Raw genomic sequence first — 21,498 nt, forward strand, 5'->3', positions numbered from 1 at the left:
TTTGGAAGGCAAAATTTCAGGGGAAGCTTAATCACGCTGACAGATGAGCATGCGGATTTCCCTTGTCTATAGGAATTTCGATTACAATTTCCCCAGGTGAATTATTGTTGAGTCGGCATTGATTTGAGTTGGCAAAGCCGATTGGCTGACGTGGAAACTTGACTTTTAATAAATATCAACGCGCTTCGTTTTTGTGGTGAATTGCGTGCAACCTTGTGGGGTCCGTTTGGACAAGAACAGCTTTTCGTGGATGGATTAACTGATGCTACTGTCGCCGGAATCAAAAAAAGACGTGGACCGCGTAGCAACCGAGTCGCTTGATATGTTGGCTAGCATAGCTAGTCGAGCGAGAAGTGAACTGAATAATGGCGGGTTTAATTCGAGCGCATTGGCTATTGTCAACACGTTGACCTCGGCACAGGCAGTTCAGAATGTGGGCGCAATCAACCATGCTATGCTTGGCAGCGCTCAGGCACTAGCCCTAGAGCCCGCCATTGCTCGTATTGTCGTACTGTGTGAGGACGGCAGTGAGCGAGTCTATTACATTTGTCGTGCGACGCCAGTAAGCGGCATCAATAACCTGGCGAGCTACAAAGCCTCAATTGGGCAGTTGGCCGCGCAGCCGATAGGCTCGGTCGTATCACTCCCTAACGGTCAAGTGGTGGAGGTCATCGAGCGGACTCGGTTACGTCCCGTCGACGTTTCTGGTATCTGGGACTCACAGAGCACAGTTTTTGAATCAGATCGAGGTATTCCGTTCACAATTGAGTCGTTGCGCAGGTTCTTGGGCCAAGTTGTTGAACCCGAGCAACTCGAAGATTTGTTGGCGAAGTTGATTGCTGAAGAGGGCGATGCAGCCAATATCAGTGAGGGCATCCGGCGTGGCGTGATCACCAAGATGAGTTTGCGTGATCAACCGATCTTGGACCAATATCAAGATGAGATATTTCGGTTGCCGCTGAATCAACGTTTATTGATCCTTGGCCCGCCGGGGACCGGGAAAACAACAACTCTTATTCGTCGCCTCGGTCAAAAGTTAGACGCGGAATATCTATTGGATGACGAAAAACAGATGATCGCCAGTGCAAGCCAAGCTGGCGGCGTTAGTCTCTCGGATAGCTGGCTAATGTTTACTCCGACGGAGCTGCTCAAGCAATTCCTGAAGGAGGCTTTCAATCGCGAAGGTGTGCCGGCGTCCGATGAGCGGCTCAAGACGTGGGATAACTATCGGCGCGTGCTGGGGCGTAATGTCTTGGGTATTTTGCGAACGGCGGGATCAACGGGTTCTTTTACGTTGAAAGAATCGGCCGCAACTTTGCTTGACGATGCGGCCCATGATTTGACGGGTTGGTTTTCTGATTTTGATGCTTGGCAACGGCAATCTTATATTCAAGATTTACGCCAAGCAGCGCTGACTATGAGTGTCGCCGAGAATCCTGAACTAGCCAAGCTGGGAGGGCGGATCGTTGGCTTGCTTGAGAAGGCGTCACCGACCAATTTGCCATCGATGTTTCTGGATCTTTCAGGAGAGTTGACGCAGGTGCAATCTCTCGTCACTGCGTTCAAGGACGCGTCCGACAAGAAGATCTCCGAAGCGTTCAATCTTGCGTTTAATCGTGATCGTGGATTTGTTGATGAGTTGGCTAAATTTCTGGAGCAGCTTCGCGCCAATACAGCTGTGGACGTCGATCTCGACGACCCAGATGACGCCGATGAGCAAGATGGCGAGGACGAAGATCCAGCACTGCCTAAAGTAGGTAGAAGCGCTGCTGTAGCTGTTTATATGCGAGCCGTACGTTCCCAGGCTCGAGCGCTGGCTTCTAAGCGTAGTATTAGTAAGACCTCTCGAACGGGTCGGATTATTGAATGGATAGGCGACCATTCGATTGCCGTCAATGACCGTCCAGCAGTTGGTGCCCAGTTGCTAATGCTGGTTGCAACGCGTCGTTTCATGAATCCTGTGAAGCGTTACTTGGCGGGTGTTAATAAGCGTTACAGGGCTTTCCGACGCGAACACCAAGGCCAGAAAAAATGGTATAGCGCCAACAGCTTCCTTGCGACGGACCTGCATCCATTGGAACTTGATGTCTTGATATTGGCCAGCCTCCGTGGCGCAGGGGAGCTTTTAAGTAGGCCTAACATCACGCGGCGGATGGAGGAGCCATATTGGTCCGCGCTGCAAACCGTACACGGTTTGTATAAGCTCCAAATTTTGGTGGACGAGGCGACTGATTTTTCGCCAATTCAACTCGCTTGCATGGCAGCATTAGCGAATCCGCAACTGCGCTCATTTTTCGCCTGTGGTGACTTCAATCAGCGGCTCACGACTTGGGGGAGCCGCTCTGTCGTTGACATGCGCTGGGTCTTTCCCGAGATTGAAATTCGTGAGGTCAACGTAGCGTATCGGCAGAGTCGGCAACTGAACGAACTTGCAAGGGCGATCATTTCTGTTTTGGGAGGAGCTGAACAGCATGTAAGTCTCCCTTTGAATGTTGATAGCGAAGGACGGCCACCCGCGTTACTTGAAAATGTATCAGATGCAATGGACACCGTACTCTGGTTGGCTGAGCGTATTCGTGAAGTCGAGCGCTTTTTGGGGCAGTTGCCATCTACCGCAGTTTTCGTCAACGCAGAAGATGAAGTGCAAGGCCTAGCCGATTCTCTTAGCGCTGAGCTGGAAGACAGCAATATTCGCGTCGTAGCCTGCCCTAAGGGGCAAGTGATGGGCCAAGATAATGACATCCGCGTATTCGATATTCAGCACATTAAAGGGCTTGAGTTTGAGGCGGTCTTCTTCGTGGGCATCGACCGTTTGGCGGTTAAACAGCCGGCCTTGTTCGATAAGTATCTATACGTTGGCGCAACTCGGGCCGCTACCTACCTTGGCTTGACTTGTGAAGAAAGCTTGCCTCCAGCAATGAATGAGCTGCGAACCCACTTTACCACTGACTGGGGGAGCACCTAGACAGCCCGATTTGCTGTTCAGATTCTCTCGGCTGGCAGTCGCCACCAGCGAGCTGAGGCACTGGCGAGCCGGTTTAGCGCATACACAGCCCCTGAACTGTTAGCGCCGACGTCAAATTGATCCAGGCTCCCGATTCCAACTGACCCAACTCAAATCCTCTGGAACCATTGTTGCACGCGGGTTTGCTGGCTACGGGCGAGGGTCATCGAAAATCGGCAGTTTGGGTCAAAAAATCGTCGGCGCCAACAATCGTGCAAAGATAGACCATTGTTCAATGCCTCCCGGTCGACAGCAGGCACTTAACCCGACGCACTTTTACAAGCTGAACGTGGAAACTCCGTATCGCTCCCCTCGGGGACCGCGGCCCGCCCGCAAGGACCACCCATGGCGATGCTGGCACAGAAACGAGGAAAAAGCGAATGCTGTCCTGTAATGGGTCGGATACCTGATGCGCAGCGGGCGAACTTGTGCCGATCTTGATGTCACGCTGTTCTTCGTGAATATTCTTCTCAAAACGGACACTACTTCTCATATCAAGGCGGACACAATGCCTTTTGTGGAATGTACAACACTGTAATAATTGGAGTGAAAAAGCGGTATGGAGCGATGGCTGGTTTCTTGGGTGGGAAAAAACGATCTGAACGCAATGACGGGCGGCCCCCGCGGTCCGATCGCATCTGCTGTTCGCTACGATCATGGATTCGCCAAAGTATGGCTGCTCAACAATTTTCCGATTGAGCAGGGCGACCGTTATCGCCAGTGGTTGCAGGACGGAGTTGCTTGCGATGTCGAGTTGCATCAGGTTGAGTTGATCAGTCCGACGCATTATGGCGAAATCTATGAGCAGGTCAGCGATTTTCTTGCCGATCTCAAATTGCTGAGCCCTGCGGTCGAGTTGACCTTTCACCTGAGTCCCGGCACCCCGGCGATGATCGCGATTTGGATCATTTTGGCAAAGACGCGTTTTCCCGCCCGCCTGATCCAGACTTCGGTTGAGCGGGGGCTGGAAACGGCCGACTTCCTTTTCGACTTGGCCAGCGACTTTCTGCCGGAGTATTTGCGCCGCAGCGAAGCGCGTATTACGCGCCTGCAGTCGCCGGCCGTGGTGCCGCCCGAGTTTGCCGCGGTCATCCACGGGAGTGACGTCATGCGCCACCAGATCACGCTGGCGAGGCGTATGGCCGAGTTTGAAGTGCCGATCCTGGTTTTAGGGCAAACGGGCACCGGCAAGGAGTTGTTCGCCAAGGCCATCCATGCCGCCAGCCGGCGCCGAGAGCGCCCCTTCATTGCGGTCAATTGCGGTGCTATTTCCCGCGAACTCGCGAATTCCGAACTCTTCGGTCACATGAAGGGGGCATTTACCGGGGCCGACCGTCATCATGCAGGCTTTTTCACGGCTGCGAACGGCGGTACCCTGTTCCTCGACGAGGTCGGCGATCTGGCCCTGGATTCCCAAGTCAGGCTGCTGCGGGTCTTGCAGGAAAAGGAGCTGACCCCGGTGGGCGACACCCGTGCGGTGCCTGTCAACGTCAGGATCATCGCAGCCACGCACAAGGACTTGGCGGCCGAAGTGGTGGCGGGAAAGTTTCGCCAGGACCTGTTTCAGCGCTTAGCTGTAGGCATTCTCAACATTCCGCCATTGCGCGAACGCGGCCAAGATATCCGGATGTTGGTCGACTATTTTCTCGGGCAGATCAATCTTGACGCTGCAGGAACTCCTGAAGCGCAGTCGAAAACCCTGTCAGCACACGCCGTTGCGTTATTGCTCAAGCATTCATGGCCGGGAAATATTCGGGAGCTGTACGGAACCTTGTTCCGCGCCGCTATATGGTCGACCTCGTCGGAAATCGGTGCGGAAGATGTCGAGGCAGCGCTGTTGCCGAGCGGCGCGCCAGCAAGCGAAGCCGTATTGAATCATTCGCTGGGCCACGGCTTTAACATCCTCGATCTGCTAGCGGACGTCGAACGCCATTACCTAATGCGTGCACACGAACAGTCCCCGTCGAATCGTACCGCAGCGTCTGAATTGCTCGGATACAACAATTACCAGCAGATGAATCGCCGGAGGAAAGCGCTCGGCATGATAAGTGATGAAGAGTAATACGTTTTCATATGGCTGTATTCGAAAGCATATGAAATGTGCTGCCGTGAAGGATGGGTGTTGTCTATAAGTGATTGATTCCATTGGCATACGGTGGCTGGCACGCTTTTAGCTATATGGGTTAGGTCACCTTCAAGGAGCCTACGATGTCTACCACCGATCTTCCTGTCCAGCCGTACTTTCTCAGCACCCACGCTAAACTGCGCATGCAGCAACGCGGTATCGATCGCAATCACATCGAGCAAGTTTTACGCTATGGCAGAACCGTTCGCGCACACGGAGCCGCCATATTTCACGTGGTAGGTCGTAAGGAAATCCAGCGTTATGGCCTCATCGACCCCCTGCTTTCGGCAGCTGAAGGCGTCCATCTCCTCCTTTCTGCTGAAGGCGTCGTGATCACTGCTTATCGCACGCACGAGTTGCGAAAGCTGCGGTTGCAAAAAAATCATTAGCATTGTTTTCACTACTTATTTCAATGAAGCATTAAAATACCCGTTCACCTGGAGCCACCATGTTCGATCCCAAAAAATTCACCGTCGCAAAAGCCAGGCCAATTCCTTTATATCTGCTGCTGGACACGAGTTTCAGCATGAAGGAAAGCAATAATATTGGCGCACTCAACACTGCTGTCCGTACTATGTTAGCGGCGTTCGAGGGGGAACAGCAGCGCGAAACCCGCATCGACGTGACTCTCATCTCGTTCGGCCACAATGGCGTGCAGCTGGAAATGCAGACCGTGCCAGCATCGGAAGCGCATGCAACCTATCATGACCTGCCCGCGGATGGAATGACGCCAATGGGTGGAGCGCTGGCCATGGCGAAAGCAATGATCGAGGATCCGAGCGTGACCCCGTCGAACGCTTACCGCCCGACCATCGTTTTAGTGTCCGATGGGGCTCCGAACGATGCATGGGAGCAGCACATGGAAGCGTTTATCGGCTCCGGCCGCAGCGCCAAGTGCGACCGTATGTCGATGGCGATCGGCAAAGGTGCCAGCCTTCTTCCGCTCGAGAAATTCCTGCAAGGCACCGAGCATGACGTATTCGATGCTGGCAAGGCTGCCGAGATCCACACCTTCTTCCAGCGCGTAACGATGTCCATGTCAATCCGCTCGAAGGCGCACAATCCGAACGAGGTGCCGGACATCCCGGCGCAACCGGCAATGTCGGCGGACGAGACACCCCAATTTTTCTGATCGTTCGAATGTCCAAGATTCCGCTGTACGTCATAGCAGACTGCTCGGGGAGTATGGCCGAGCCCGGAAAATCAGGCATGCTTTCCTATCTGCTGTCCTATGTGGCCGAATGCATGCGCCTGGGGCAAATGCCCAGTTGGTGCGCCGGGGTGCATGCCCTGAGCTGGGCCGCAACGGTTCAGCCACTGCCACTGGGCCTGCTGCTGACAACCGGACTGGCGGCGCCCCGACCGGCCGGCCGGGCTGACTTGGACGTGCTGATGGATGTGCTGGAGCGTGAATTGGTCGGTGCCGGGGGAGCGGTGCGCCTGCTGTTGATGTCGGATGGCGGTATCGACCATGCCTGCCAAAAGCGCTGGCAGACTTGGCGCGCGCGCTTCGCACTCGACATCCGTGCCGTGGCGCTGGGCGCGGATGCGTCGCGCCTAGCGCTCGAAGCCTTGGCCGGGAAGGGCGCGCTGTACGGCGCCGAGGAGATCGGTGCGGCCCTGCACGACTGGGCGAGCCCGCAGGCCGCCCCGCGCTCGCTAGCGGAAACGGTGGCCGCGCTCGTGGTAGATTGCGCTGCGGACGACTGGCAGTGAGCACAGTGACATCGGCGCCCGAATGGACGGGGTGGGGAGTGTCACGCGTCGGGCCCGGGCACCGTCGCAACGGCTTGCCGAACCAGGATGCGTGGCTGCTGCGATGCATGCCTTGGGGTGAGCTAGCCGTCGTTGCCGACGGCCTCGGCAGCCGTGCGATGTCGCATCAGGGCGCTCGTGCCGCCTGCCGGGCAGCCTTACAGGCCGCCACCGCGCATTGCTGCACGCCGGGGAATGTGGCCGCACAGCCCTTACTGGCGGCGCTGCACGCGGCCTGGCTGGAGAATCTGTGGCCCCACGCCGTGCGCGAGTGCGCTACCACCTGCGTGCTGGCCTTGCGAAGCGGGCCGCTGCTGCTGCTGGCGCAACTAGGCGACGGCATGGCCGTGGCATGCGGACCGCCCGGCAAGGCGTCATTTCTGTTGCACGCCGGCGTCACGGACTTCGCCAATGTGACCGAATGCCTGCACGAGCGGCACGCTCCGGAGGCATGGCGCGTGGCCAGCCTGGAAGCGGCGGATTTCGGCGGCGTGGTGCTGTGCACTGACGGTATCGCCGCTGACCTCGTCGCAGGCAGCGAGACCGCCTTCGCCGCCGGACTGCTCGCCGCCGGCCACGGCAGCAGCGCCCGCACGCAACGGCGGGAAGCGCGCCGCTGGCTCCAGGACTGGCCCGTTGCGGGCCATACGGATGACAAGACAATCGTGTGCATGATGGCACCGGAAGGGACGGAAAATGTTAGGTGATATGCGCTTAGTCGACGAGTTCGAGAATGTTTACTACAGCGCCGGGGTGATCGGCCAAGGCGGACAGGGCATCGTGCTGCGCACCCGGGACAGCGACATTGCCGTCAAGCTGGTCACCGACCGCGCGGGCCAACCTCTGTCCGACCCGGTTGCGCGCGTTGCTGCGTTGGAGCGCTTGCGCCGCCTGCGCGTCCTGCCGTTGCCGGCGGACTTGCCCCTGGCCCGCCCAGTCGCGGCACTGCGCGACCGCGCCGGTTACGTGATGCGACTGCTCGATGCCATGCACTCGTTTAAGGATGTCTTCGAGCGTCCTTGTTCCGAGGAGCCGGGCGAGTTGCCGTCGTGGCTGGCCGAGGTTGCCCGCCACGACGTGCGCGCGGCGGCGCAACTGGCTGACTATGCGTCAACCGGCTCGACCAAGGGCCGCTTGCTGCTGCTAGCCAAGTGCGCCGCTGTGCTGGCGCGGCTGCACGCGGCGGGCCTGGTCTACGGCGACCTCTCGACCTCGAATGTGTTTGTTACTGGGGTCGGAGCCGACGCGCAGGTGTGGTTGATCGACGCCGACAATGTCCATTACGAGGGGCAGGTCGGCGACGACTTTTTCACGGAAGGGTTCGCCGCACCGGAACTGGCACGGGGCGACAGCGGCGTCTCGTTCCGTACCGATTGCCACGCGTTCGGAGTCATCGCTTTCAGTGTTCTTTGCCTGAATCATCCGTTCGTCGGCGAACTGGTTCGGGCCGGCGGCGACTGGAGCCGGGATGAGGCGGACCCGCAGCAGCAGGCAATGCACGGCCACTTACCGTGGATTCATGATGCTGGCGACAACAGCAACCGCACCGACGAGGGACTGCCACTGGAGCTTACCTGCACGTCGCGACTTGCCGACCTGTTCGAGGAAACGTTCGGTTCCGGCCGCACGACCCCGTGGCGCCGTCCCGCCATGCTGCATTGGCCCGAGGCGCTTGCCGCGGCCGCCGACTGCAGCTTGCATTGCAATTCGTGTGGCATGTCGTACTTTGCCCTTGATCGTGCGCAATGCCCTTATTGCAGCGCCGCGCGCCCGCGCCTGCTGCGTATCGACAGTCACCGCTGGCCCGAGGTTCTGCCAGCACCATGCTGGGTATTTCTGATGGCGCTGGACAGCCTCGACGCCGCAGCGCAGTTGCCGGGCCGTGTATTCATGCCGTTCAGCCTAGCCGGAAACGATGAGCCGGTACTGTCGGTGCAGGCGGAGGAAGGGGGCTACCGCCTGCGGCGCGGCCGCGATTCCGGGCCGCCGCTCCAGATCGCCCGGGCTGGGGTGCGGGAAGGCCAGTTCGAAGGGCTGGAGAACTTCCACCTCAGCGCAGCGGAACTGGCAATGGGTGTAACGATTTTCGCTGCGGGCGCGCAGGCGCGGCTGATACGGCTGGCACTGATGGAGGCGGCATGAAATTCAAGGACCTGACGGCGCCGTCCCGCGCCGAATACTGGGGAGCATTGGGCGCCCATGACTCCACGCTCGCGCCGGGCGCGGTGGAACTGCGCAGGGGAAAGCGGGCGGGCATGATCACGCTGTCGCAAGGCGATAAGATCGCCACCTTTACCTTCCAAGAGCCGGGCGAGAGCAGCCGCCTGGAGCAGCACCTGTACGCCGGCGCGGCGCATCTAGCTAGCGTCATGATGGTGAAGAACCGGTCGCTTCAGCTGTCGGTTCGCTTCTATCATGGTGGCCCGCTACAGTTCGCATCGATCGAAGTCGCGTTCGACGACAAGGACGTCAACGCCTGCACTAGGTATGGCGTGCGCGGCACGCGTTCGGAGGAGATCCTGCGCAATCTCGAAGAGCGGATGGTGTACCAGCCGGATCGCGAGGAAACTTCCTACTTTTTCGTCCAGCCAGCGCCCGACGGGGAGGGTGAGACCGAAAATGGACTGGAGCGCGGCTTCACCATGCTGGGCAACGGATACCAGCTCGAGGTCGCCGTACGCCACGATCAGGACGGGCCGGTGTTCGTGGCACGGCGCCTGATGCAGGCGCGCGTCGCCAAGAGCGAGGGGCTGCGCTTGGCCAGCGGGCAGGTACGCTTTCTCGACCATACCAGGCTCGGACAGTTGCGGCCGATGGCGCAGGCGGCCATGAGCCGGCTGACCCAGGGAGTCGGCAGCTATTTCCGCGCCTGGGACGAGTACGGCAGCCTGGAAGGTGCGATGCTCTTGCAGCGTTCCCGCACGGTGGGCATCCTGCAGCCGCTGAACACGGAACCAGTCAGGCAGGGTACGCGCTTCTTCATCGAAGGAGGGATCCCCGAGAACGTGGCAAACGCGATCGACGTCGTCGACATCGTGCGCGTGGCGCCCTCCTATCTGCTCGACCTGGACATCGACTGGGATACGTATTGCGACGAGGTGGCGCAAGGCGGCGGAGAGGGCGATGCGCGTGTAGCCACCGCCAAGGTGCTGCACAGCGATGCTCACAGTCTGACGCTGGATGTCCGTTTCGAGGCTGCGCTGAAGGATAGCGTCCTGGTGCTGTCGATGCGCGGCGACCTGCAACAGATCACGCGGCGCATGCGCGCGCGCCAGCTCATCCTGGAGGGGCGCTCCGCCAATCCGCTGCTTGGGCTAATCATCGAAAAGGACGGCGATCTGCCGCGCGCCGAACGGCCGCCGCGGATCGAGCCGCTTAGCCCGAACGTGCTGCGCAAGGTGTTTCGCAAGCCGCCTACCGAGCGTCAGCAGTTGGCGATCGAGCTGGCCCTGAATACTCCCGACATCATGGTGATCCAGGGCCCGCCCGGCACGGGCAAGACCACGGTCATCACCGCCATCATCGAGCGCCTAAACGAATTGCGCGACAAGCGCAGGACCGGCAAGGGCGAAGTCCTAGTGACCGCGCACCAACACGACGCGGTCGACAACGTGATCAGCCGGCTGCGGATCGACGGCCGTCCGGCCGTCAAGTTCGGTATCAAGAGCGGCGATGACGATGGCGCGTCGGAGCGCACGGGCAACTGGTCCGATGACTTGGCCGCGCGTGTTCGCGCCGCCCATCCGGCCATCCGAGAGTCGGAACTGCAACGGCAACTGAGCCAGCAGGCTAGCGCCTACATGGCCGCGCCCTCGCTCGCGCAGGGGGCTGCTCTACTGCGCCATTTCGCGCTGCTGCCGCCCCAGGTCCTCGACGCCGACCTCGCCGAGTGCAACCGCGACCTGCTGCAGGACATCACGGAGCAGATGAACGCGGACGGCCAGCAGGGGGGGCAGGTGGTGCGCGCGCTGTATGCGCTGCGTACCACAGCGGCGGGGTACGCCGACGACGGACCGTTCGGCGCTGGCGTCGTCGAGCTGCACTGCAGCGCGGCTCTGAACGACGCCGATCGCGCACTGCTGGAGCAGGCCATGGGGTGGTCCGGCTCCGAGGCGCCGCCGTTCCTGGAAGCGCTTGCGGACCTGAGGGCGCGCCTGCTAGGGCGTTACTGCAAACCGCCGCCGTTCCGCTTCGACAAGCCACGCGACGACGTGCTGTCGCATCTGGCAGCGGTGTCGCGCGCGGTGGAGCGCCATGAACTGGCCGCCAACGATCCGGTGGCGGCAATCCTGGCGGATTTCGTCCATGAACTGGAAGGCAATCCGGCCGGCGTGACGGATGCGCTCGGCGACTACAGTTTCGTGTTCGCGGCGACCTGCCAGGGCGCCGAACGCGGCGAGATCCGGCGCGCCAAGAGTGCTATGGTGAATGCGGAGGCAGCACTCGAATACGACACGGTGATCATCGACGAGGCGGCCCGGGTCAGCCCGCGCGACCTGCTGATCCCGATGGCGCAAGGCTTGCGGCGCATCATTCTGGTGGGCGACCATCGCCAGCTGCCCCATATCGTGGAAGAAGAAATCATCCGCCAGCTGGAAGCCGGCGAAGGCAATACGGCGGTGCTGCAGCAAAGCGCCTTCCAGTACCTGCGTGAACGCGCCATCGAAATGGAACGGCGCGACGGCATCGCGCGGACCGTTACCCTGGACCGTCAATACCGCATGCATCCAATGCTGGGGGAGTTCGTCAGCCACCAGTTCTACCACGATCACCAGGAAGGGTTCGGTTCGCCCGAGGACGACGCCCCGTACCGGCACCAGCTGGACGGCACCGACGGGCGACCGCTAGCTTGGCTGAACGTGCCGCAGAGCGCGGGACCGGAACTCAAACGGCCGCCGTCTAGTTGGTACCGCGAGATCGAGGCGCAGAGAATCGTCGAACAGCTGGATGCCTGGATAGGCAGCGAAGAGGGGCGCGAGCTGAGCTTCGGCATCATCACCTTTTACCGCGCCCAGGTCGACGAAATCTACAAGGCCCTGGCGCGCAAGGACTATGCCGTGCGCACGCCGTCGGGCGAATGGGCGATAGCTCCCGCATACCGGGAAAAGATCGGTGATATGGAGCGCCTGCGGGTAGGCACAGTCGATGCGTTCCAGGGAATGGAGTTCGACGTGGTGTTTCTTTCGATCGTACGCAGCCCGGCGCCGCAGCGCGGGGGGCCTGCAAAGCGTAGTGCCGCTGGCGTGTTCGGGCGTCTGCAGACCGAATCGCTGCAATGCGTTGGCATGAGCCGCCAGAAGCGGTTGCTGGTGGTGGCGGGCGATGCGGCCCTGCTCGACCATGAAATGGCCGAACAGGCGGTGCCCGCGCTGCACGCGCTACGTCGGCTTTGCACGGTGGAAGGAGTGTGGCTGTGAGCGCGCCGCGTATCCTGTATAGCGCGCCCGACCTGCGCGGCATCAACGAAGCCGCGCGCCAGTTGCTACTGTGGCCGTGCCACATGTTTACGGTGGCTATGCCGAAACGGCAGCAGCGGACTCTGAACGTGTTTGAAGAGACGGTTTTGCGGCTGGCCGGGGCCGGCTACACTGGTGCTGCGGAGCTGGCTCAGCTTACCTGCCTCGAACCCGAGATGGTCACGGCCATCCTGCGCCGCCTGGTCGGCCTGCGCCTGCTCGATGCCAGCCACCGCCCTGTGCGCGATTCCGGCAGTCAGTCTGGCGCTGCGGAGGTATCCTGGGAAAGCGTGCGGGTGTTCGTCGACCTGATCGGCGGGCGCCTGCTGCCGTGCATGTCGTACGGCACGCCGGAGTACGCTGAGTGCCTGGATTCCGACGGCGCGAAGTTCCGTTTCGATGACAGAAATTTCAGGGCGGCCCGGCTGGAGCATGGCCGCGAATTCCACAACCGGGCCCCGACCCCGCGCGAAGTCCATGCGGTCGCACGTATACGCATGCGCCAGGACAGCCGCCGTTCGGCCGTGGACTCGGGACGCACGCCAGCCGCACCGGGTGCAAACGTCATTGCGATTATGGATGGCGTCGACAAAGTCTATCTCGCCACCACCGCTGTGCTGCAGGCGGGTAACCATGACGACGTCCTACTTATGGATCCTTTCGGCTTCGGGACCTGCGGAACCCTTGGCGAAGTGTTCCATCAGGCCCGGACCAGCCACGCGTCGATCCGCAGGACTACGGAAACACTGTTGGCCGACGCCAGCGTCGCCGGGCGGCGGCGCGGCGGCGCCTCGAAGCGGTCCGCCGGACGCTATCCGGCTGTGGCGGGCAAGATCAGGGAAGCCGACGAGGCTTTGGGCAAGGCACGTGCAGATGTGCTCGACAGCGAAAGCGCGGCCGGCGCCGAGCGAGCGACCGCATGGTGCCTGCGCGCGCTCTACGATGCGGTCGAGCTGGCGCTGCATGCGGTCGTGATTGAACGCCCGCCGAGCGCTGGATTGCGCGCACTGCTGGCTAGCCAATCGTTCGCCGCCAACGGCGAGCTGTTGTGGTCGTATGCCTCGAAGCTTGGCTTGCGCGGCGAGGAGCGCGAACGGCGCTTGCTGGAGGTCGCGCCGGGCAAGTTCCAGGAACGCGGGAACGCTGGCGTGGAACTGGCTCCGTTGCTGGCGTTGGCCTTTAGTGTGGCGTGCGCCGAACGCGACGGCAGTCACCCGGTCCGCGCGGTCGCGGAAGCGCATCCGGACTGGCTGGAATTCCTGCTGCAATTGAAGGGTTACCGCGACAGGGTAGCGCATGGCAAGAGCGTGCGTGCGATGCACATGGACGTGCTCGAGGCGCATCATACGCGGGTCTGCGACGTTCTCAGCCGCCTGCTGCCGGGTTGGAGTGGGGTGCCCGCAGCGGCTGCGGGCACCGATGGCGACCGCGCCGGATGGCGGCACCAAGCCCGCCTGCAGGCGCGGATCGCGGCCGGTGCTGCTCTTGCTCCGGCATCCCTCGATCATTTGCCGGACGGTTTGCGCAAGCTCTGCATCGAACTCGAACTCGAACTCGATCTCGAACTGCAGCGCGAAAGCGAACCCGGTCAGGATCTGCCCTCCGCCGAGGCCTTGGATGGGCCAGATTACACCAACATCGTCGATACGCTGGCCGCGATGCTGCAACTGGCGCTGGAAGAATGCCTGAGCGCGCACGCGGCGCCGGCGCCGTCCGGCGGCAACTGGGGCGCGCTGGCACTCGAGAAGGCGCGTGCGGCAGGCTTCGAACTGTGTTCGGGCGACTTGCCGCAAACCCTGCGGCGGGTCGCGGTGCGGCGCCTGGCGGCGGCCGTGCGCGGCGGCGGTGCGACGCTGCAGAGCGGCGCGATGGCGCTGATGATATTGGCCGATGAGGCCTACCTGAACGACCTGGCACGCAAGCTGCCGCGACTGTTGTCCCTGGCCGGTGACATCGCGGCATTGCGCGGCCATGGCTATTTAACGCGGCCCGTGACGCGGGCCGAGATTGAGCAATTGTGCGAACTAGTCTACCAAAGCATTCCTTACCTGACGGAGATTTGACCCCCATGGCGAAACACAAACCGCAACGAGGCAATGTCGGCATGCCGGCGGCACTGACCATCCGCGACGAGAATGGCATGTCGCCCGGTGGAGGCACCGCCGGGCCGGTTGCGGGCAATGCGGTCATGCGGCCCATCCCGGCGCCACATGTAGGGATCGGTCCCGTGGCCGATGCGCAGCTGGCCGAGCGCGAGCGCGAGCTGGAGCAGTGGGAGCGCGATATCAAGGCCGATGCTGCGAAGCAGTTGGAGCGCATCCGTGCCGCCGACGCTCGTGACGAAGAAGTCAAGCGCGCGGAGGCCCACCTGCAGCAGGACAAACACGAGTTCGCCGACCACATGCGCGGCCTAGGAGAGCGCGACGAACAGGTCAAGCGAGCCGAAGCGGAGCGCGACGAGGGCTACGCGGTCCAGCGTGCGCAGCAGCAAGATGCGCTGGCGCTGCGCCATCAACAATTGCTGGCCGAGGTGGAGCGCCACGTGGAGGTCGCGCGCAGCGAACGCTTCGCCGCGATCGAGCAGGAAATGGCGCAGCAGCGCGACGAACAGGGCGCGCGCATGCAGGCCGAACGGGACTTGCTGGCGCAACGCCAGGAGGCCTTGGACGCGGACCGGAGCGCGCTCGAGCAGCAGCGGCAGACACTACGCCGCGAGCGCATCACGCTCAACGCCGAACTGGAAAGCCTGGCGGCGAGCCAGGCCGAACTGTCCGACCGAATTGAGCGACTGGCGCGTGACCGCATCGACAGCGCGCAGGCCGAGGCCACGAGCGCGCGTGACGAAAACCGGCGCTTGCTGTCGCTGATCGACGGCTACCGCAAGGAGACCAGCCGCTACGACACGCTGACGCGCCAGCTCGGCGGCCAGGATCCCGGCATCCTGTCGCAGCAGCTGGTCGAACTACGCCAGCGCAACGAGGAACTGGTGAATCAGTTGCAGCTTCGTCCGAGCGAACAGGTGCAGAAAGACTTCGAACGTAGCCGCAGGCACGAAGCGGCGCTGGCCGAACAGAATGCCCGCCTCGAAGAAGAAAATGCCGCGCTGCGGCCGGTCCAGTTGCAGGTGGCGCAGCTGGACCATCGCGCTGGCAACATGGAACTGAAGAACCGCCAGTTACACGATACGATGGACGTGCTGGAGGCCGAAAACCGCAAGCTCGGCGAGATGCTGCGGCGTGCTAGTGCCGGCTTCGCGCCACCTGAAGAGCGCGAAGCCCGTATCGCCGACATCCGCCGCCCTTTGCCGCAGTTCAAGGACGTGCTGCCGCGCCGCCAGGACGAGATGATCGATGAGCAGAGCTGGCTGGAAGACATCTCGCGCCGGTGCGCCGAGCACGGCCTAGTGTTCGACCGCCGTATCCTCAACGCTTTCCATACATCGCTAAAGACGGCCGAGTTCTCGCCGCTCACGGTACTGGCGGGCGCGAGCGGCACCGGTAAGTCGGAACTCCCGCGGCTGTATGCGCACTTTGGTGGTATCAACTTCCTGAACGTTCCGGTACAGCCGAACTGGGATAGCCAGGAGTCGCTGCTGGGCTACTTCAATTCGATCGACAACCGCTTCGATGCCCAGCCGTTGCTGCGCTTGCTTGCGCAGGCGCAAGAAAATCCGGCGGATGACTATCCGGGCCTGAGTGATACGATGAGCCTGGTGCTGCTCGACGAAATGAACCTGGCCCACGTAGAGATGTACTTTGCCGAATTCCTCAGCCGCCTGGAAAACCGGCGCTCGATGCAGCGCGACAGGATCCTGCCGCTTGAAGTCAAGCTGGGGGCGGGTATCGATCCGTACCAGCTGCAGCTCGGCCGCAACGTGCTGTGGACCGGCACCATGAACCAGGACGAAACTACCAAGGCGCTGTCGGACAAGGTGATCGACCGCGGCTTCATCCTGCATTTCCCGCGCCCGGCGGAGTTTCGCCGGCGTGCCGAACTCAAGGCGCTTGCGAAGCAGGGGGCACCGCTGCTGCGTACCGCCACTTGGCAGAAGTGGGTCAAGCTCAAGAGCAGTTTCGACGACGGCCAAGTGCAACCGTTCAAGGAAACGGCCCAACGCATCAACGACGCACTGGGCGAAGTCGGACGGGCCCTCGGCCACAGGGTCTGGCAGTCGATCGAATACTATATGGCCAATCATCCAGCCGTGTTAGTGGCCCAGCAAACTAACGACGAGCACGCCCTGAAGCGCGAGATGCATCTGGCGTTCGAAGACCAGCTAGTGCTCAAGGTCATGCCGAAGCTGCGCGGCATCGAGACGCGTGGCAGCAAATGCCTGGAACGGATCCGAATCGAAATCATCCAAGGCGGCTACGGCATTCTGGACGACTTCGACCGTGCGACCCGGATCGGCTATGGCCAGTTCATGTGGAGCAGCGCCGATTACCTGAACGCGGGCGAACCGAAGTGATCGCGGCCCTGCCCATTGCCGGTGCCGAGGCGCTGTACCGCAGCATCGGCGCCGGAGGGGCGCCCGGCTGCCGTGCGCGCGCCCAAGTGGCGCTGCGCTCCTGGCTCGGCCGGCTGGCCGAGGTTGATGCGCGCACCGGCCTGCCCTTGCCGCAGTCTTGGTCGGCGCTGTGCCGGCGCACTGCGGATATCCCCGATCAGCAAGCCGCGCCGCCCGACCAGCCGGGCGCCATCCTTACCCACGTTGAGGGCGCACTGCGGCACCTGATGGCGCAGCCGCGCCAGCGCATCGTGCGTAGTCATGCCATGCTGCCGCTCCACGCGGCGCGCGAGCTCGACAGCAGGAGCATCGCGTGGCTAGGACGCCAGAGCGGGCGCACGGTGCGCGAAAAGCTGGCGGGTAAGGCCGGCATGCTGGCGGTGCAACGCCTGAGTTCCCCGGATACCCTAGAAAACCGCCTGCTGCGCGCCTTCTGCCTGCGCCTCGAACACCTGCTATCGGCCCGCTGCGCCGCGTTTCCTGGCAATGCCGCCGAAGAGGAACTCCTGGCCGACCTGCGCCACTGGCTGCGCGACGTCGCCGAAGCCATCGGCGACTGGAGCCATGTACCGCCGAATAACGTGCTGTTGCAGGACCGGCACTACCGCAAGGTTTGGGATGGCTGGATGCGCCTGCAGCACCTCGACGCCCAGGTGCTCCGCGACGGTGACCAGCTGGACGCTAACTGGCTGACCGTACTGCGATGGAAGCTGGTGGGACGCCTGCACCTGTCGGGGCAGGTGAGTTTTCCGGAACAGCCATGTTACCTGGGCAGCGAGGCCTTTTCGATCGATGTCGAACGAGGCCCGGTGCTTGTCGGCCTGCCGTTCGACGCACGCGAATCCGGACTGGTTGATCACCTCGGAGAAGGTGAGAAGGGCGGCTACGGCTTCATCCGCAGCGGTGCCGCTCGGCTGTATTTCCATCATCGCGCAATGCGTGATACGGGCGATTTTCAGAAGCTGCGTCGCGGGACCCGGGTGCAGTTTATCCTGCGTCCCGACGGCAAGGCCCGCGCCATCGAGATCCTCGACGAGCGCCACGAGGGCCCCTGCCTGCTAGTCCTGCGCCCCTTGGAGCCGGTGGGTTTCGAACTAGTGCTCGGCGAGCAGGCAATTGCGGTACGCCTGGCGGCCCCGCAGTCGGGCAAGCCCGGTGTTTTGGTGGGGGCCGAAACGGTCGGGATCAGCGGCTTTACCTTGGAGGAAGCGGACCGGATCGCGGAGCGCTTGTGCGTCCGCCTGCAACTGCCCGCGCCCGCGTCGGCGCCATGCACCGTGTCCAGGCCGGCGCCTAACATCCCGGCCGTGGTCGACCTGACCGGACTGCGGCCCGCGTACGCGACCGGGGCCCGCGCGGGTGAACTGCCATTCCGCCTGCTGCGGCAATACTGGGACACCGCGCAGGGGGAGGTGGCGCTCGACTTGGGCGAGGCCAGCGCGGTCACCGTCCGGGCGCGCACGCCCTTGTTGAGCATGACGGACGTCATCCAGGGTCGGGATACCGCCGATGTTGGACGCAGGGACGAGGCCGCGCTGGCATTCGCGAGTCGCCTGGCGGAGTTCTTTGGCGATGTCCCGTTGACCTACCTGACGCCGGACTCGATCGACGATTTCGCACTCGGCGCTGCGCGCCGCGGCCTGAACAACAGCTTTACGCGGGCCGAGCCGCTGCCGCGCAGCGTCGCGGCGCTGTTCGACTGGCTGAGCAGCGGCAGCGAAGGATCCAGCGTAAATCCCGGCGACTACGTGCTGGTGCTGGACAATGTCGGCGATGCGGTCACGGTCACTCCGTTGCAGGCGCATGCGGCGCCCGCGCTGGAGGCCAGCGTGCCGGAAGCGCAGGGAATGGCCTGGGAAAAGCGGCCCGTGACCGAAGCCGGCGCCGAGGCGTCACTGGAAGCGCTGGCCGTCGCGATGCTGCGGCGCCAGCGTTGTCCCGCGGCGGACGAACTGGGCGCTTGGATGGGGGGGCGGGAGTCCGACGGCAGCCTTGGTCTAGCCTGGGAAGTCGAACCGAAGGGCTGGTTCAACGCCCACCACATTGCTCCGGCGCTGCCCGCCGGCGTCCAGCAGGCGCTTCTAGATGTGCTTAAACGCGCGAAGGACCCTTTCAAGCGCGGCAACCGCTGCGTCGCGGTGCTGCTGGCCTGCGGTGACGAGAGCCTGATGCGCCCGGTGGCCGAAGCGCTAGCAAAAGCGGAATGGCCGACATGGCCGACCCGCAGCTTGGTCGGCGGCGCCGCCCAGCTGCTCGACTGGCAGGAGCGCGCCGGCGCCGAGGCGCTGTGGTACGAGCGTTTGCCGGACCTGTCAATCCGGATCCCGGAGGATGGCCGCTACCGGCGCTTCGACTTGGTCCGCGATAGTAGGATCGAACCGCGGCGCGGCATTGCGCAGGTGATCCCGGTAGACGAGGTGTTCACCTTGCCGGCCGGGCATAATGTCCTGCAGCTACCGCTGCGCCAGGGCTCTCTCAGCGAGTCTGGCAAGGTACTCAGCTACCGGCTGCGGATCACGTCGCCAGTCTTCCCGCTGGAGCACGACGTGCCGGCGAGGCTACACCTGAGCTTCAGTTACGGCAGCAACGACCCGTATGTATTGAGCTTTATTCCGTGCGACTCGGGCAAGGCCGGGTTCGCGTCGGTGCGCGCTTCCTGGGTTGCGGCGGACGCGCACGAGCTCGCCGCGCACGTGCCTGCGCCGCCGCCGGTGCGCACCTGGGCCGAGCTGCAGCAGCAATGGAAGAGCCTCGGCCTCGCGGTGCTGGACCAGCGCCTCTCGGCCGTCTACCACGCTTTCGTCAGGGTACGCGCGCAGGGATACCAGAAGGACGAGGTGAAGAGGCTGGTGACCCGGATGCGCCGCGACTTGCGCGGGCTAATGCTCGACATCTGGTCCGACCGCCGCTCAATCGACGATCCGGACTGTCCGGCCGCGTTCTCCCACGCGATGCGCAGCTGCATTCCAGTGCTGGCACCGCTCAACGACGAGATCTGGCTCGAATGCGTGGCCCGGGAGGAGTTGCGCGAGCTTGCCGCGGAATTCATGTTCCTGATGTGCAGCCTGCGTGCCGACATGCCACCCGAGGCCGAGGCGACCGTGCGCAAGCAGGTGGAGCGCAGCCTGCAGGACAAGCAGATGCTGGGGCGTACTCGCCTGTCGCTTGCCTGCCTGCTGGGACACCCCGACAAGCAACCGGAATTGCTGGGCCAGATCATGACGGTGCTCGAAGTGGGTGAGTCGGCAACGCAGGCGGTCGTCGTCGACATGCTCGGCGTCGCACTGTGGCGCAATCCGGAATTGCTGGAGGTTTTCGATGCCGACCAGTTACGACTGACGATAGCTGCCCTCGGCAGGCGCCTGCACATGGTAGGTCACAAGATCGGCGCCAGAGGTGGCGTATCGGTCGACTTGGGCAACGAGCTGCGCGACTGCCTGGAAGTGCTGCTGGCGCTGTTGCGCACCCGCGCTTCGGCGCAGACAGCGATCGCCAGGATGCTGGCGGTCGGGGCGCCAGCGGTGTCGGAATTGGCGGGCGTGCTGGAGCGAATGGAGCCGTATGTCTGCCAGCCGGACACCCGGCTGCGTCCACGCATAGCATTCGAATCGCATAAGCCGGCGATGCTGGATGCGACTCCCGACCTCCTGTACCTCGCCAACCTGTATCTGCTCGGCGAATCCGGCATCGGCCAGATCCGCATCACCGGCGTGGTCGACGAGGACTAGGCGGACCAGGGAGCCAGTTGCCAACCGCGGGCGCGGGCCATTTCGGTGAACTCCTGGACCGATTTGCCGCGGACCATGTCAATCACCGGCAACAGGTAGCCGTTTGCGTCGGACTCCGGCGCCAGCCGCTGTTTGACGACGTCGAGGCGACCTTCGACGCACAGCCAGTTCCAGCGCTCTAGCAGGTTCTTGCCGTTCTTGCTGAGCAGCGGTTGCGGCGCCGCCGTGAAGGCGGTCAGCTCGTGGCGCTCCGGGACGCGCCAGTGCGTCAATCCGGCCAACTGCAGGCGACTGGCCACGGCCGCGGCCTGCGAGACCGGCATCGGCTCCGGCGTGGCCGACTTGCTCGACCACAGCAGCCCGGAATTGCCGTCATAAATCAGCGCCGCATGGGTGCCGCCGGGATCGACCGTGAAAAAGCGAGCCGCGCCCGCCTTCCCGGACGACTTTCGCAGCGGCGAGGGTGAAGGTGAAGGTAAAGGCGCTGCCGCCGCCCGTGCTGGCGCCGGTGCGGCCGTCGACACCGCAGCGGCAGGGCGTGAGGCCGACAGCGGCGCCGCGCCCGGTACCAGTTTCTCCATGATGTCGCTCGCAGAGTAGTTCAGGTCCGGCGCGCCGACGCGCTCGAGCCGCAGTATCTCCGAAGGCGTGCAGCCGAGGGCCGCGAGGCGCCTGATCGCATCTGGCAGCAGGGCGGCCGCTGCGCTCGCATACACTAGGTAGAACTGCACGTCGGCGAGCCTGTTGTGGAGGTTGATCCGGTCGTTTACGGCGTCCAGCACGGAGGTGACTGTGTGGACGCCCTCGATTAACGTGGTGATTTCGCCGGCGATCGCTTCCGGTTGCCAGCGGCCCTGCCGCAGACACACGACCGTCACCATATTGTCTGCGATCAGGCAGCTGTAGACATACTTCGGCATGGG

At 62.7% G+C, this 21,498-nt stretch carries 12 protein-coding genes; 11 read left to right on the top strand and 1 reads right to left on the bottom strand.

Features of this window, described 5'->3' with window-relative positions; all coding sequences use genetic code 11:
- Positions 1 to 262: 262 nt before the first annotated feature.
- The 11 genes from BXA07_RS10315 (at position 263) to BXA07_RS10365 (ending at position 20,575) form a co-directional block, all read left to right on the top strand.
- The gene (locus tag BXA07_RS10315; RefSeq protein ID WP_076567852.1) at positions 263 to 2,965 is read left to right on the top strand and encodes an ATP-binding domain-containing protein; all 2,703 of its coding nucleotides are present in this window, start codon (positions 263 to 265) and stop codon (positions 2,963 to 2,965) included.
- Positions 2,966 to 3,563: 598 nt separating this feature from the next.
- Positions 3,564 to 5,066 (top strand): RNA repair transcriptional activator RtcR family protein, encoded by a 1,503-nt coding sequence (locus BXA07_RS10320; protein ID WP_076567853.1) that lies wholly within the window; start codon positions 3,564 to 3,566, stop codon positions 5,064 to 5,066.
- Between the two features lie 146 nt (positions 5,067 to 5,212).
- On the top strand, positions 5,213 to 5,518 hold the full coding sequence (locus BXA07_RS10325) for a DUF4258 domain-containing protein (protein WP_076567854.1): 306 nt from the start codon (positions 5,213 to 5,215) through the stop codon (positions 5,516 to 5,518).
- Positions 5,519 to 5,577: 59 nt separating this feature from the next.
- A complete protein-coding gene (locus BXA07_RS10330; protein ID WP_076567855.1) occupies positions 5,578 to 6,261 on the top strand; it encodes a vWA domain-containing protein in 684 nt (227 codons plus the stop codon).
- Between the two features lie 77 nt (positions 6,262 to 6,338).
- Positions 6,339 to 6,845, top strand: a complete 507-nt coding sequence (locus BXA07_RS30780; RefSeq protein ID WP_076567856.1) for a hypothetical protein — start codon at positions 6,339 to 6,341, stop codon at positions 6,843 to 6,845.
- A gap of 38 nt (positions 6,846 to 6,883) precedes the next feature.
- Complete coding sequence (locus BXA07_RS30785) at positions 6,884 to 7,591, top strand: protein phosphatase 2C domain-containing protein (RefSeq protein WP_280175049.1); 708 nt, start codon at positions 6,884 to 6,886, stop codon at positions 7,589 to 7,591.
- Between the two features lies 1 nt (position 7,592).
- On the top strand, positions 7,593 to 9,026 hold the full coding sequence (locus tag BXA07_RS10345) for a lipopolysaccharide kinase InaA family protein (RefSeq protein ID WP_076567858.1): 1,434 nt from the start codon (positions 7,593 to 7,595) through the stop codon (positions 9,024 to 9,026).
- Positions 9,023 to 12,301: a DEAD/DEAH box helicase gene (locus tag BXA07_RS10350; RefSeq protein WP_076567859.1), complete on the top strand. Its 3,279-nt coding sequence runs from the start codon at positions 9,023 to 9,025 to the stop codon at positions 12,299 to 12,301. Before BXA07_RS10345 ends, BXA07_RS10350 begins: the two co-directional genes overlap by 4 nt.
- The gene (locus tag BXA07_RS10355; protein ID WP_076567860.1) at positions 12,298 to 14,403 is read left to right on the top strand and encodes a hypothetical protein; all 2,106 of its coding nucleotides are present in this window, start codon (positions 12,298 to 12,300) and stop codon (positions 14,401 to 14,403) included. The genes BXA07_RS10350 and BXA07_RS10355 overlap by 4 nt, the downstream gene beginning before the upstream one ends.
- Before the next feature lie 5 nt (positions 14,404 to 14,408).
- Positions 14,409 to 16,808 (top strand): chromosome partitioning protein ParA, encoded by a 2,400-nt coding sequence (locus BXA07_RS30790; protein WP_170909640.1) that lies wholly within the window; start codon positions 14,409 to 14,411, stop codon positions 16,806 to 16,808.
- The gene (locus BXA07_RS10365) at positions 16,805 to 20,575 is read left to right on the top strand and encodes a DUF2357 domain-containing protein (RefSeq protein ID WP_076567862.1); all 3,771 of its coding nucleotides are present in this window, start codon (positions 16,805 to 16,807) and stop codon (positions 20,573 to 20,575) included. Before BXA07_RS30790 ends, BXA07_RS10365 begins: the two co-directional genes overlap by 4 nt.
- On the opposite strand, the gene BXA07_RS10370 is transcribed toward BXA07_RS10365, so the two are convergent.
- A complete protein-coding gene (locus BXA07_RS10370) occupies positions 20,572 to 21,495 on the bottom strand; it encodes an Lcl C-terminal domain-containing protein (RefSeq protein WP_076567863.1) in 924 nt (307 codons plus the stop codon). The genes BXA07_RS10365 and BXA07_RS10370 overlap by 4 nt on opposite strands.
- Positions 21,496 to 21,498 lie beyond the last annotated feature (3 nt).

Source organism: Janthinobacterium sp. TND4EL3 (assembly GCF_900156175.1).
In the GTDB taxonomy this organism is placed as follows: Bacteria; Pseudomonadota; Gammaproteobacteria; order Burkholderiales; family Burkholderiaceae_D; genus Janthinobacterium.

What these genes read in the sequence shown, in the direction of transcription:
- BXA07_RS10350 (WP_076567859.1), top strand. Translation starts at nt 9,023, where the DNA reads ATGAAATTCAAGGACCTGACGGCGCCGTCCCGCGCCGAATACTGGGGA.
- BXA07_RS30780 (WP_076567856.1), top strand. Translation starts at nt 6,339, where the DNA reads ATGCTTTCCTATCTGCTGTCCTATGTGGCCGAATGCATGCGCCTGGGG.
- BXA07_RS10345 (WP_076567858.1), top strand. Translation starts at nt 7,593, where the DNA reads ATGCGCTTAGTCGACGAGTTCGAGAATGTTTACTACAGCGCCGGGGTG.
- BXA07_RS10330 (WP_076567855.1), top strand. Translation starts at nt 5,578, where the DNA reads ATGTTCGATCCCAAAAAATTCACCGTCGCAAAAGCCAGGCCAATTCCT.
- BXA07_RS10370 (WP_076567863.1), bottom strand. Translation starts at nt 21,495, where the DNA reads ATGCCGAAGTATGTCTACAGCTGCCTGATCGCAGACAATATGGTGACG.
- BXA07_RS10325 (WP_076567854.1), top strand. Translation starts at nt 5,213, where the DNA reads ATGTCTACCACCGATCTTCCTGTCCAGCCGTACTTTCTCAGCACCCAC.
- BXA07_RS10320 (WP_076567853.1), top strand. Translation starts at nt 3,564, where the DNA reads ATGGAGCGATGGCTGGTTTCTTGGGTGGGAAAAAACGATCTGAACGCA.
- BXA07_RS30790 (WP_170909640.1), top strand. Translation starts at nt 14,409, where the DNA reads ATGGCGAAACACAAACCGCAACGAGGCAATGTCGGCATGCCGGCGGCA.
- BXA07_RS10315 (WP_076567852.1), top strand. Translation starts at nt 263, where the DNA reads ATGCTACTGTCGCCGGAATCAAAAAAAGACGTGGACCGCGTAGCAACC.